The 247-nt window shown below is 75.3% G+C and carries 1 protein-coding gene; it reads left to right on the top strand.

Annotation, left to right across the window (positions count from 1 at the left end; all coding sequences use genetic code 11):
- On the top strand, positions 1-247 hold a 247-nt coding region (locus R0J87_RS23235), incomplete at both ends, for a hypothetical protein (protein ID WP_498889325.1).

Below are 247 nucleotides of genomic sequence, written 5' to 3'. Positions count from 1 at the left end.
GCGGTGGCCGGGTTCGGCCTGGCCCTGGACGATTACTCGCAGCTGCGGCACCCGGTCGCGCTGCTGGGCGCGACCGGCATCGCGCATGCGCTCGCGTTCGACCTGCTCGGCTTCGTGCTGCCCGGCGCATTGGCCGCGCTCGCCGCGCTGGCGGTGTTCGGGGTCGGCGGCACCAAGGCGGCCTGGTCGCACCGCGTCGGCGTGCAGCTGCTGTTCCTGTCCGGGCTGGCGTTCGCCGCGATGGGCC

The organism is Halomonas sp. SIMBA_159 (assembly GCF_046536035.1).
Taxonomy (GTDB): domain Bacteria; phylum Pseudomonadota; class Gammaproteobacteria; order Pseudomonadales; family Halomonadaceae; genus Vreelandella; species Vreelandella venusta_A.
Note: the sequence above shows the minus strand (reverse complement) of the source record. Positions and strands in the feature narration are given on the sequence as shown.